The organism is Pseudomonas sp. RIT-PI-r, from assembly GCF_001297015.1.
GTDB lineage: Bacteria > Pseudomonadota > Gammaproteobacteria > Pseudomonadales > Pseudomonadaceae > Aquipseudomonas.
The window spans coordinates 165,342-177,343 of sequence record NZ_LIGE01000025.1 but is presented as its reverse complement, the minus strand read 5'-3'; the positions used below and the strand labels follow the sequence as shown (position 1 = coordinate 177,343).

The window sequence follows — 12,002 nt, the reverse complement described above, 5'->3', positions numbered from 1 at the left end:
TCACCCGTGCCCAATCAAGCCTTCCCTTCCGTGGATTCAGTGTGCGTCGTCATCCCGATGTACAACGGCGCCGACAGCATCGAGCAGACATTGGCGTCGCTGGTCGGGCAAACCCGCCTGCCGGATCACGTCATCGTCATTGACGATGGCTCCACCGATGACGGCCCACAACGGGTCAGAGATTTCGTCGCGCCGTTTCGCCTGACGCTGCTGCAGCAAGCCAACGAAGGCCAGGCCAGCGCGCGTAATCACGGCATGCGGCACTCGCAAGAGACGTTTGTGGCGATGCTCGATGCCGATGACCAGTGGCACCCGCAAAAGCTCGAACTGCAACTGGCCCTGTATGACGAACTCAGTCGTCAGGGCCGGCCGGTGGGGTTGATCGACTGCTATGCGCAGGTCAATTACAGCGACGGCCGGCGGCAACTGGACAACCGGCGCAAAAGCGGCAGGCACTTCTACGACTTCATCCACGCCAACGTCGTCAATGGCGTTTCCACTGCGCTGGTCAGGCGCGAAGTGATCATGCAACTCGGTGGCTTCGATGCGAGCCTGCGTTACTCCGAAGACCGCTACATGTGGACGCGGATCGCCGAACACTGGGAGGTCCACACAGTGCCGCAAGTACTGCTGGAGCGCACGGTCAACGGCGGCAACATGACCGCGCAACCGAAGAAGTACTACCAGAACAAGATCCATTTTATTGAGGTGTACCTCGCCCGCTACGGCGAGATGCTCAGCCAGCAGCAACGGATCAATTTCGTCCTGAGCAACCACACCGATTTTCTCGAAGCGTTTTCCCGGCGCGGCGAGCATGACCAAGTGCTCGGTGTGTACCGGCGAATGCTCGAGTGTTCCTGGCAAGCGCTGATCTTCGCCAATGGTAAACCGACCTTGCGCTATCTCTATGCCCGCGCCAGAACGTGGCGCAAGGCAACGGCGTCAACTCCAGCTCATTGAATCGGTAACCGCCATGGCCAATCACCGTCTGGTGACATTGAGCTGGATCTTCACCGAGAAATTCGGCCTGATCCTGCTGTCGATGATCACCTTTGTCGTCTACGCGAAGCTGCTGTCGCCGGCCGAGCTGGGTGTGGGCACGATCATCATCGCCATCGTCGAATTGATTGGCCTGGTGTACTCATCGGTGCTGGAAGATCCGCTGGTACGCCTTGAACGGCTGGAAGACAAACACATCTGCACGGCTTTCTGGGCCGGGGTGCTCGTCAGCCTGGTGTCGATTGTCATCATCTCGCTCGCGGCATTCCTGTACACGTCCGACCCGCTGCTGCAATGGCTGACGGCGGTGGCCTCGGTGAAAATCCTGTTGACCATGATGGCGCGGGTCTATGTGGCGCAAATGCGCCGTAGCGGCAACTTCAAGATGCTCGCGTCGCGCACGTTACTGGGCAAAGTCGCGGGCGGCGTCGGCGGCATAGCGGTGGCGCTGTGCGGAGGGGGTGCGTGGGCGGTGATTGCCCAGGCGCTGATCATGGAATGGGTGTCGATCATTGTCCTGATGGGTGCAGACCGGCGACGCATCGCGTTTGCCATCGACCGGACGGTCTTGCGCGAACTGTTGAAGGCCGGTGCACCGGTTGCAATCAATTCGCTGAGTTCACAAACCTTGCAGCGCGGCGTCACCGTGGTGCTGGGGATGACGGCCGGGGCGAACGCAGTCGGCATGTTCAACATGGCGATGCGCATCATCGAGCTGCCGCGCACGGCGATTTATAACGGCCTGCTGAGTTATGCGCTGCCGGCGTTCGCCCGGCGCAGTGCGGAACCCAAGCGCCTGCTCGGGATCATTGGCGACTCGACCGCGGTCAGCGGCTTTGTGTTGACGCCGCTGTTCATTGGCCTAGCGCTCACGGCCAACGAACTCATCCTGTTGATCTTCGGCGCCAAGTGGGCTGACGCCATTCCTCTGTTGCAAGTGCTGGCCTGCACGGCGGCCATCGGCAACACCGCGATGTACGCCACCACCGCACTGGTGGCGGTCAATCGCAGCCACCTGACGATCAAGGCGGAAGTGCTGACGACCGTCCTCGCACTGGCGCTGGTTTACAGCCTCGGCAACGTTTATGGCGGCATGGCCGCAGCTGCCGCTCTGCTCACGCGCATGCTGCTGATCACGCCGCTGCAGATCCGCGGCCTGAACCTGGCCATCGGTTACAGCTGGCGACGGTTTGTCGAGGCCAATTACCGCAGCGTGATTGCCGCGCTGGTCATGGCCGCGACCGTGCTGCTGGTGTCACCGCAACTGGGCTTTCAAGGCTACCTGCACCTGATCGGCAACATCGCGCTGGGCGCGTTGAGCTACGCCGTGGCGTATAGCCTCATCCACCCGCACTGGCCGCAGGAATTCAAATCGGTTTTCACCGCCCGCTGATTCAGTCCCTGAGACAGGAAGACCTCACCATGCGCAAAACCACGTTGATTACTGGCGGGGCCGGTTACATCGGCTCGCACACCGCTTTGGCGCTCATCAATGCCGGGCACCGGGTGCTGGTGCTCGATAACCTGTGCAACAGCTGTCAGGAGTGCATCGCGCGCCTTGAGCAACTGACCCTGACCCGGGTCGATTTCATCAAGGGCGACATCCGTGATTCCGATCTGCTGGACGACATCTTCCAGCGTTACGACATCGATGCCGTGGTGCATTTTGCCAGCCTCAAATCCGTCGCCGAAAGCGTGCGCAAACCGCTCGACTACTACGCCAACAACGTCGCCGGTACGCTTGACCTGTGCCGGGCCATGGCGCGCAACAACGTCTTCCGCCTGGTGTTCAGCTCATCGGCCACGGTGTACGGCGAGCCGACCCGTACGCCGATTGCCGAAGACTTCGGCACCGGTAAACCGGTCAATCCCTATGGCCGCACCAAGCTGATGATCGAAGAGTTGCTGACGGATTTGTGCGAGTCCGATCCGCGCTGGAGCATTGGCCTGTTGCGCTACTTCAATCCGATTGGCGCCCACGAAAGCGGGATGATCGGTGAAGACCCGCGAGGCCGCCCCAACAACCTGCTGCCGTGCCTGACCCAGGTCGCCATTGGCCGGATACCGGAACTCACGGTGTACGGCAGCGACTATCCTACCGTCGACGGCACCTGCGTGCGCGACTACATCCACGTGGTCGACCTTGCCATTGGCCACCTCAAGGCCCTGCTGGTGTTGCAGCACAGCCACGGCATCCATTTCTGGAACCTCGGCACGGGGGTCGGCTACAGCGTGCTGCAGATCATCCACAGTTTCGAGGACATCACCGGCATCAGCATTCCGTACCGCTTTGCACCGCGCCGCGAAGGTGACATTGCCAAGTGCTGGGCCGACCCGGCCAAGGCAGGACGCGAGCTGGGCTGGACCGCGCAACGCGACCTGCCACAGATGATTGTCGATGCCTGGCGCTGGCAGTCGTGCAATCCGCAGGGGTATCAGTCGTCCTTCGAAATTCCAGCGCTGCTTGCCTTCAAATGATGTTCTTACGATCGCTGCCGGCGCTACTGCTGTGGGTTGCGCTGACTGGCAGCGCCGCACAAGCGCCGCCGACTGCCGGGCTGGTGCTGTGGCTGGACGCCGCTGATGCGTCCAGCCTTAGCCTCAACGCGCAAAATCGTGTGCAACGCTGGGGCGATAAATCAGGTCAGTCCCATGACGCGATGGTCGACCAAGGTGCCGAGCAGCCGCAACGTCTGGAAAATGCCGTGAATGGCCATGCGGTCGTGCGTTTCAGTGGTGGGTCGGCGTTTCTGGGCAAGAGCATTCGTAGCGCAAAAGGACCTGTCACGGTGTTGATCGTGTCCCGCCGATTGCCCGAACAGGCCGGGGTCGATCCGTGGCAGCGGTTGTTCAGTTCACGTGTGCAAACCGCTGACAACGATAACGTGTTGCCGAACTTCGCCATCAGCCTGGCGCAAACCAGCGCGTATGAACCGACGGTGTCGGTCCTGGAACTGCAGGATGTGCCGATCGGCCCGTATGCGGTCGGGCGCAATGCCGTCGGTACTTCAGAAAACTTTCGCGGCGATATCGCCGAGGTGCTGGTTTACGACCGCCCGTTTGCGTCCCTCGCCGAGCGTCAGCAGGCTTTCCAGTACCTTGCGCACAAGTGGTCAGTGGCCGTCCCCAGCCATGCCGATACCTGGACCCGCGTCGGTCCACTGGGCAAAGTACCGACGCATCAGCATGCCTATCTGCCGCTGTCCGACCAGGCCAATGCCGGGCGCTGGGCATTCAACACGACGCTGTCCGACGACTTCAACGGCAACACCCTCGACCCTGCGCGCTGGCACGTCAACAATGCCATCGGCAACGAATCGCTCGGGCGCAAACCGGCGCTGTTCACCCCACGCAATGCCAGCGTCAGCAACGGCCACCTGAACATTGTCTTTCGCAAGGAAACCTTGCCGCAGAAGTACGTCGAGCTTGGCTTCAAGGATTACACCTCAGCCATGGTCCGTACCCGTGAACGCGGTTTCTACGGTTACTACGAAGCACGCGCCAAACCGATGAACTCCGCAGCGTCGAGCGCGTTCTGGCTGGCGTGGACGGGCTTCACGGACAACGCCACCGAAATCGATATCTTTGAAATTGGCGGTAAAACCAAAGGCGCAGCCTCGGACCGTTCTTACAATATGAATGCCCACCTATGGGCAACGCCGCAAAGTAAAGAACATATCGCCAACGGCAGCGCCTGGATCAGCCCTTGGCGCCTGGCCAGCGACTTTCATGTCTACGGCTTCGACTGGCAGCCCGACACCCTGCGCTGGTACGTCGATGGCGTGCTGGTCAGGGAATCGAAGAACCGCCACTTCTTCTTCCCGATGCAGATCGTCTTTGACAGTGAGGCCATGTGGAAATGGTTCGGCGTGGTCGATGACGCTGATCTGCCGTCCACCTTCGAGGTCGACTACATCCGCATGTGGCAACGCGGTCCATAACCGTCACACCAAGCCAGGGACAGTCGACGCCCTCCTGCTGCCATAGCTTGCGCCTTGGGTCGAATTTCACTCGGCAGAGTCGTCAGTTCTCGATCAGCGCTAACACCTCCGGAGCGCCCATACATGAACAACCGACGACTGAAGGAGCTGGATTTGCTGCGTTTCCTCGCAGCGCTCGCCGTGGTGATTTTTCACTACGCGTTTCGCGGCTATGCGCGGGGCGACATGTCGGTCATGCCCTATCCGCTGCTGGCCGAGGTGGCCAAGTACGGCTACCTGGGCGTGGAACTGTTTTTCATGATCAGCGGATTTGTCATCCTGATGACCGCTTCGAGCAACAATCTGCAGGTGTTTTTCATCTCCCGCGTGGTGCGCCTGTGCCCGGCGTTCTGGGTGTGCTGCACGCTCACGTTTCTGATCACACTGGCTTTCGGGCAACCCCGATTCAGCGCTGATCTTTATCAATACCTGATCAACATGACGTTCCTTGGCGATCTGATCGGTGTCCCGCCCATCGACGGCGTTTACTGGTCACTGTTTGTAGAGATCAAGTTCTACCTGATGATCTCGATTCTCCTGGCGTTCAAGAAAATAGACAAAATCGAACCCTGTCTCGTGCTCTGGCTGCTGGTGTCGGCCACCGCGGAAGTGCTCGCTTTTGAGAAGCTGCGCTCGATACTGATCACCGATTACGCGGCCTACTTTATCGCCGGTGCCACGTTCTACCTGATCTGGGCAAAGGGTATGACAAAACCCCGCATCGCCCTGGTGGCGGGCGCATTGGCCTTGGCCACCTTCACCGCCATTACCTGGGCCGAGTCGATCGAAAGCAAATATGCAACGCAATACGATCCCTCGATCATCGGCAGCGTGATAATCGTGTTCTTCATGACCTTCCTGTTGATCGCAACCAACAAAACAGCCGCCATCGGGCGATTGAACTGGACAACATTAGGCGCCCTGACTTACCCGCTGTACCTGCTCCATCAAATGATCGGTTTCATCATCTTCAACATGGCCTATCCGGCGGTGAATGCGCACCTGCTGCTGTGGGGCACCGTGGCTTTGATGATCGCGGCGTCCTATGTCATTCACGAAAAGATCGAAACGCCGATGGCCAGACTGATGAAAAGGTCCCTGTCATTTTCTTTCAATCGTCTCCGGGCTAATTAGCCCGTGGCGACGAAAGCTGAAGCGATTTAGCGAACCTTTCCCGCGAAAACAGCGTCCGAGTCAAGGCGTTAACGCTTACCGCTCGCTATGAGGTTTCCGTTTGAAAGCAGCCATCGTCAGAAAATACCGTTTGATCATCAAGACTCTGGGTTATGTCGGCTGGGCGTTGTTCTGGCTGCTGCTCTGGGACATCGCCGTCACCGTCGACTTCATGCTGTTCCTCAACGCCAAGCTGAATCTGCCATTGATGCCCCTGACGTTATTGGGTTCGGCATTGATCGTGCTGATCAGTTTCCGCAACAGCAGCGCTTATAACCGCTGGTGGGAAGCACGGACGCTGTGGGGTTCGATGATCAACAATTCGCGCAGCTTCGCCCGCCAGGTGCTGACGCTGCTGGATGATCCCGATGGCGAGGTCAATCCGGTCAAATCGACCCTGTTACGCCGCCACGTCGCTTATGTGAATTGCCTCGCGGCGCATCTGCAAGGCCAGCCTTGCCCTGAGGAAGTTCGGGCGTTCATTCCGGCTGACGAGTTCGCCCGCAGTGGCACGACCAATAACTTCGCCAATGACATCCTCACCGGTTCTGCGGCACTGCTGGCCCGGGAGTACAAGGCCGGGCGTCTGGACAGCATTCGCCTGGCACGGCTGGAATCGACATTGGTAGACCTCTCCAACAGCCAGGGCGGCATGGAGCGGATTGCCAATACGCCGCTGCCCTACCCTTACGTGTATTTCCCACGACTGTTTATTTCGCTGTTCTGCCTGATTGTGCCGATCGGTCTGGTCGAGTCACTGGGATGGTTCACGCCGCTGGCCTCGACCGTGGTGGGTTTTATGCTGCTGGCCATCGAGCGTATCGGCACTGATCTGCAAAGCCCGTTTCGCCACAGCGAACACCAGATTCAGATGGAAGCGTTGTGCGAAACCATCGAGAAGAACCTGCAGTCAATGCAGCGTGACTCTTTGGGTGACGTGCGCCGGATTGAAGAGAACGCTTGAAGATGTCGGGAGCCGTCAGCATTTCTGCCGGCTCCCGACGGAGTCAGAACGCCGGCACCACGTCGCCGTGATAACGCTCAAGAATGAACTGCTTCACTTGCGGTGAATTGAGCAGCGCGCCGAGTTTCTGTACCGCTGGGGCGTTGGCCTTGTCGCGACGCACGTACAGGTAATTGGCGTACGGCGACTCCGAACTTTCGATAAACAGCGCGTCTTTGTGCGGCACCAGTTTGGCTTCCAGCGCGTAGTTGGCGTTGATCAACGCCATGTCGACCTGATTCAACACCCGCGGCAACATCGCCGCTTCGAGTTCCTGAAACTTCAGATGCTTGGGGTTGCTGACAATATCCAAGCGCGTGGCCATGATGTTGTCAGGATCCTTCAGAGTAATCAGGCCTTGTTTGGCGATCAGCAGCAGCGCACGGCCGGAGTTGGTCGGGTCGTTGGGAATGGCGATCGTCGCGCCATCCTTGAGTTCGCTTATGTTTTTGATCTTCTTCGAATAGGCGCCGAACGGTTCGATGTGCACGGCCACAATCGGCACTTGATCGCTGCTCGGTCGGTCTTTTTTGTAGGCCTCGTAATACGGTTTGCTCTGGAAGTAATTGGCGTCGAGCAAGCCTTCATCAGTCTGCCGGTCGGGCTGGATGTAGTCCGAGAAGACTTTGACATCCAGCGTCACCCCTTCCTTGGCCAGTTCCGGCTTCAAGAACTCCAGAATCTCGGCATGGGGCACAGGCACCACGGCGATTTTCAGGGTTTCGGCATAGGCATTGCCCATGGCGGCGACCAGCAGTGCTACGGAGAGCGCGACGCGTTTCACGATAGTTTTCCTTCGAAGCGTTTCAGGGAGAAAGAGGTCAGATCCAGGTCGCTCGAGCCGCGCATGCACCACTGCGCAAAGGCTTCGCCGAGCGCGGCGGAATGCTTGAAGCCGTGCCCGGAGCAGGCCGAGACGAACAGGGTGTGTTGCAGCGACGGATGCTCGTCGATGATGAAATGGCGATCCGGGGTCACGGTGTAGGCACAGACGGCGGACTTGACGACTTTCGCGGTCACGCCAGCGATGCGGTTGTGCACCTGGTGCTCATACATGTCCTGCGCTTCGGCCGCTGAAACCGTACGGTCGATGGCCTGCGCTGACGTTGAGGTGTGGTACTGCGCGGTGGCGATTTTCATGCTGCTTTCGCCGGGTAACGCGGGGAAACCGTAGTTGATTTTGTCGTCGCCGCGGCCGTGGGTGAAGATGAACGTCGGTGAGTGGCCGACCAGTCCGGCGTTCTCTTCCAGTTCGAACCAGAACAGCTTTTGCCGGTAAACACTCAGCAGGTTCTCATACGGCTCACCGAGCCACTCGCCGTTCCAGTTGCCCGCGCTGATCACCAGTTTGTTGGCAAACAGCGTGCGCCGGTCCGTGGTGACCGTGACACCCTCCTCGTTCGAGCTGATCCCGGTGACGGTCTCGCCTTTGTAGAGCGTCGCACCGTGTTGCTCGGCCAGTTTGAGCTGCACATCGATGCAGCGCTCCGGGCGCACAAAGCCGCCACCCGGTTCGAAATAGCCGATGGCCGAGTCGTGCACGTTGGCGAATTGCGGGAAGCGCTGGCGAATCTGTTCGGCGGACAGGACTTCGTGCTCGATGCCGTAAGTCTGCGCCAGGCCGATGGTGCGCAAGGTGAAGTCGGATGGATCTTCAGGATCGTACTCGGCGCTCGACGTCAGCACCAACAGGCCCGATTGCTCGAACAACGACTCACCGGTGAGCGCCTCAAGTTCACGCCAGATGCGATGAGAATTGCGCACAATGGGCACATATTGCGCGCCCTCGCCGACCGACAGCCGAGTGATGCGCGTGTCGCCATGGCTGGAGCCGAGGTTGTGCGGCGGGTGATGCCGGTCGATGCCGACGACATTCACCCCCGCTTTCGCCAATTGATAAACCGTGGCCGCGCCCATGGCACCCAAGCCCAGAACCACCACCTCACATCGCTCGGACATCAATAGCTTCCTATCAAAAGGCGCCAGTTGAGCGGCAAACCCTTTAGGAATCAAAGACTAAAATTGCATATCCATATGCTCTTTTGCGTCATGACTCAGGGTGATTCTGTCGCGCTGCCGAACTTTCGGGATTATCCCAACGCCGCAAACCCCCGCCGCAAATCCTCGATCAGCGCGGCAACATCCTCCAGCCCGACATGCAACCTCAGCACCGGATTGAGCAAGCGCTCGGCTGCACCAACGCGATCTTGGGTATCCGCCACGGTAATCAGGCTTTCATACCCACCCCACGAAGCCCCTAGTCCGAACACCTGCAACGCATCAATAAAGCGCTCGACGCCGTCCACATCGGCAGCGCGCAACTCAAAGGACAACAAGCCATTACTGCCGCTGAAATCGCGTTTCCACAGTTCATGCCACGGACGTTCAGACAGCGCCGGGTGAAACACGCGCTTCACCTGCGGCTGATCCTGCAGCCAATAGGCAATCTCCAACGCCTGACGCTCGTGCACTTCCAGCCTTGGCGCCAAGGTTCGCGCACCGCGCAGCACCAGATAGGCATCGTCCGGGCTGACGGTGATGCCAAAGGTGTCGCTCATCGACGCCAACGGCTGCCAGACCTCCTGCAGTGTGCAGACGCTGCCCATGACCACATCGCTGTGCCCGCACAGATACTTGGTCAGCGCCATGATCGAGATATCTGCGCCCAGTTTCAGCGGTCGATACAGGTAGCCCGAACCCCAAGTGTTGTCGACGGCCAGCAGGATGCCTCGTGGTTTGCACAGCGCGGCGATGGCTGGCAGGTCGGCGAGTTCATAGAGCAATGAGCCGGGGACTTCGGTGTAGACCATTTTCGTCTGGGGCAGCAGTTGCGCCGCCAGGTCGCTGCCGTCGGGGGCGAAGTAGTTGACCTGGATGCCGAACGGCTCAAGCAGTTCGCGGGCCAGACGTCGCACCGGCGCGTACACCGCATCAGTGATCAGCAGGTGATCGCCGGGGCGCAGGTAGGTCAGAAAGGTTTGGGCGACAGCGGCCAGCCCGGTGCCGAACAGACGGGTGCGGTAACCGCCCTCCAGTTCGGTGACCAGATCTTCCAGAGCGAACGCCGTCGGATTGCCTCGGGCGCCGTAGCTCAGCACGCGTTCTTTGTCTCGGCGAGCACGGGCGTCGCGCATTTGCGCCAGATTGTCGAACAGCACCGTGCTCAAGCGACTGACCGGTACGTTGACACCCCGGGCACCACTGCCCTTTGCGCTTCGCCCAGATTGCACAAGGTGCGTGCGGACTCGCCAATCGGCTTGCACACGCAGGGGTTTGAGACTGGCGATTTCATCCGCGCTCATCTGCGCCAACAAGCCGATTTCCCAAGCCAGATACTGGCGGGCGGCGTCTTTGTTGCCGGAGTGCCGATCGTGGGTGAAAAACAGAAAGTCGATGCATTGCTCATCGGGCGGCGCATTGGCGTCCTCCTGCACGGCGAATCCAGCCGCGCGCCAGGCAGCGAGACCGCCCTCCAACAGGCGCACGTGCTCACGCTGTTCGTCCGTCAGCGCCTGCGCGGCGAAAGCGGCCAGGCGTGAGTCGTCGGCCACCAACACCACAGGTCGCTGCTCGCCAGCGAGGTCATTGGCGAACAGCGAGCGGATTGACCAGCGCGAGCCGGCAATATGGGCCTTGCGATAGCTCATGCTCGGGCGCAGGTCTACCAGCGCTACCGCGTCATCCTTCAGCGCATCATTCAGCGACTGCGCAGTGATGAGGGGCAACGCCGAATGAGCCGGAGTCTCATACACCGGCAACGCCAGACCACTGTTGACCCCGCCTGCCAGCACATAAGCCTCATGGCCCAGTTGTCGCAGCCAACTGGCGACAATCGGCGCGCGCACACCATCGCTATCAAGCAACACCAACCGCGCCTGACGCACGCCGATGTACAGATCCGTCGATTGAATCAACTGCCCACCCGGGGTGTGTTGCGCACCCGGCAGGCTGCCAGCGGCAAATTCCTCGGCAGTGCGCACATCACAGAGAAACAGACTGCGTGCGCCCTCCTTCGCCCATTGCCGAACCTGCGCAGCGACCACCGTTTTCACGCCGGTCTGCTCGGCCAGTCGCGTGGTGGCGAGACGTTGTTGTGGCAAGGTCTGCGCAGACACCGCATCGGCATAGCGCCGAGTGCTGCCATGCTCCAGCTGGAAGTCTTCGAGGTACCAGCCTTGCGTGCCGTTCTCCAGCGCGTAAACCGGGTTCTTGACGCCCAGATTGATCAAGGTCTGGGCGCCGATGATGCTGCGGGTCCGGCCGGCGCAATTGACCACGATCGGCGTGCTGTCGTCCGGCACCAGATCCTGTACGCGATACCCCAGCTCACCATTCGGGCAGCAGACCGAACCGGGAATGGTCATCTTGCGGTATTCGTCGAACGGCCGCCCGTCCAGCACCACCAGCGGCTCACCCCGCGACTGCCATTCAGCCAACTGCGTGGCGGTGACATGCGGCGTATGCGCGGCCTCCTCGACCAATTCGCCGAACGCCTTGGACGGCACATGCACACCGGCAAACAATTGATAACCAGCCGCCTGCCAGCCGTTGGCACCCCCGACGAGCACGTGTACGCGGCTGTAACCCAGCGTTTGCAAAAGCTGAGCGCAACGTGCCGCGACATCCCCGCCATTCTGGTCATAAATCACCAGCCGCACCTGAGGGTTAGGCGCCAGGCGCCCGACCTCCAGTTCCAATCGGCTATAGGGCAGATTGACCCCGAAAAACAAATGAGCTTCGCCATACTGGCCATGCTCGCGCACATCGAACAGGGCGATTTCCTGTCCATCGAACAGCCATTGCTGCAATTGCTCCGGGGTGACGGTCTGGCTCATGGGAGTTCCGCT

The 12,002-nt window shown here is 60.0% G+C and carries 9 protein-coding genes; 6 read left to right on the top strand and 3 right to left on the bottom strand.

Annotated elements, in window-relative coordinates; genetic code table 11:
* Nucleotides 1-6: 6 nt before the first annotated feature.
* From AK821_RS12725 to AK821_RS12700, 6 genes are all read left to right on the top strand, one after another.
* On the top strand, nt 7-960 hold the full coding sequence (locus tag AK821_RS12725; protein WP_064389964.1) for a glycosyltransferase family 2 protein: 954 nt from the start codon (nt 7-9) through the stop codon (nt 958-960).
* A gap of 13 nt (nt 961-973) precedes the next feature.
* Nucleotides 974-2,392, top strand: coding sequence for an oligosaccharide flippase family protein (locus tag AK821_RS12720; protein WP_064389963.1), 1,419 nt, complete (start codon nt 974-976; stop codon nt 2,390-2,392).
* A gap of 29 nt (nt 2,393-2,421) precedes the next feature.
* Entirely contained in the window at nt 2,422-3,477 is a 1,056-nt protein-coding gene (gene galE, locus AK821_RS12715) for a UDP-glucose 4-epimerase GalE (RefSeq protein ID WP_064389962.1), read from the top strand.
* The gene (locus AK821_RS12710; protein WP_064389961.1) at nt 3,474-4,940 is read left to right on the top strand and encodes a family 16 glycosylhydrolase; all 1,467 of its coding nucleotides are present in this window, start codon (nt 3,474-3,476) and stop codon (nt 4,938-4,940) included. Before galE ends, AK821_RS12710 begins: the two co-directional genes overlap by 4 nt.
* 123 nt (nt 4,941-5,063) lie before the next feature.
* Nucleotides 5,064-6,113 carry an acyltransferase family protein gene (locus AK821_RS12705; protein ID WP_064389960.1) on the top strand — a complete coding sequence of 350 codons (1,050 nt, stop codon included), beginning with the start codon at nt 5,064-5,066 and terminating at the stop codon, nt 6,111-6,113.
* Between the two features lie 100 nt (nt 6,114-6,213).
* Nucleotides 6,214-7,116, top strand: a complete 903-nt coding sequence (locus AK821_RS12700) for a bestrophin family protein (RefSeq protein WP_064389959.1) — start codon at nt 6,214-6,216, stop codon at nt 7,114-7,116.
* A 43-nt stretch (nt 7,117-7,159) separates the two neighbouring features.
* Here the strand turns inward: AK821_RS12700 and AK821_RS12695 are convergent, their stop codons facing one another.
* From AK821_RS12695 to metC, 3 genes are all read right to left on the bottom strand, one after another.
* On the bottom strand, nt 7,160-7,939 hold the full coding sequence (locus AK821_RS12695; RefSeq protein WP_095112128.1) for a MetQ/NlpA family ABC transporter substrate-binding protein: 780 nt from the start codon (nt 7,937-7,939) through the stop codon (nt 7,160-7,162).
* Nucleotides 7,936-9,114, bottom strand: coding sequence for an N-methyl-L-tryptophan oxidase (gene solA / locus AK821_RS12690; protein ID WP_064389958.1), 1,179 nt, complete (start codon nt 9,112-9,114; stop codon nt 7,936-7,938). Before solA ends, AK821_RS12695 begins: the two co-directional genes overlap by 4 nt.
* Nucleotides 9,115-9,245: 131 nt before the next feature.
* Nucleotides 9,246-11,990, bottom strand: a complete 2,745-nt coding sequence (gene metC / locus AK821_RS12685; RefSeq protein ID WP_064389957.1) for a cystathionine beta-lyase — start codon at nt 11,988-11,990, stop codon at nt 9,246-9,248.
* Nucleotides 11,991-12,002: the final 12 nt, after the last annotated feature.

Coding starts and splice junctions, on each gene's coding strand:
- AK821_RS12705 (WP_064389960.1), top strand. CDS start 5,064: ATGAACAACCGACGACTGAAGGAGCTGGATTTGCTGCGTTTCCTCGCA.
- AK821_RS12720 (WP_064389963.1), top strand. CDS start 974: ATGGCCAATCACCGTCTGGTGACATTGAGCTGGATCTTCACCGAGAAA.
- metC (WP_064389957.1), bottom strand. CDS start 11,990: ATGAGCCAGACCGTCACCCCGGAGCAATTGCAGCAATGGCTGTTCGAT.
- solA (WP_064389958.1), bottom strand. CDS start 9,114: ATGTCCGAGCGATGTGAGGTGGTGGTTCTGGGCTTGGGTGCCATGGGC.
- galE (WP_064389962.1), top strand. CDS start 2,422: ATGCGCAAAACCACGTTGATTACTGGCGGGGCCGGTTACATCGGCTCG.
- AK821_RS12710 (WP_064389961.1), top strand. CDS start 3,474: ATGATGTTCTTACGATCGCTGCCGGCGCTACTGCTGTGGGTTGCGCTG.